Origin of the sequence: Pseudomonas sp. SIMBA_067 (assembly GCF_046534675.1) — a bacterium.
GTDB classification, from domain to species: Bacteria; Pseudomonadota; Gammaproteobacteria; order Pseudomonadales; family Pseudomonadaceae; genus Aquipseudomonas; species Aquipseudomonas putida.
In genome coordinates this window covers 1-228 of the sequence record NZ_JAWRYH010001558.1, presented here as the reverse complement: position 1 = coordinate 228, position 228 = coordinate 1, and the positions used below count along the sequence as shown (strand labels likewise).

The 228-nt window shown below is 67.5% G+C and carries 1 protein-coding gene; it reads right to left on the bottom strand.

Annotated features, from left to right (window positions below):
* A partial coding sequence (locus tag SB765_RS34685) for a LysR family transcriptional regulator (protein ID WP_410933163.1) occupies positions 1–228 on the bottom strand: 228 nt, incomplete at both ends.

Below are 228 nucleotides of genomic sequence, written 5' to 3'. Positions count from 1 at the left end.
GTCCACGGCCGCTTCGCCGGCGGCGGTCAGGCTGATGCGATGGGTGCCGGGGCGGACCAGTTCGATGCCCAGTTCTTCTTCCAGCCGGGCGATCTGCCGGCTGACCGATGAGGTGGCGACACCGAGCACTTCGGCAGCGGCGCGCATCGAGCCCTTGTCATGGCTCAGGTGCAGGTAGCGCAGGCGATGGTCCTGCAGATCGATATGGCGGGTGGGCATGACCTCGAC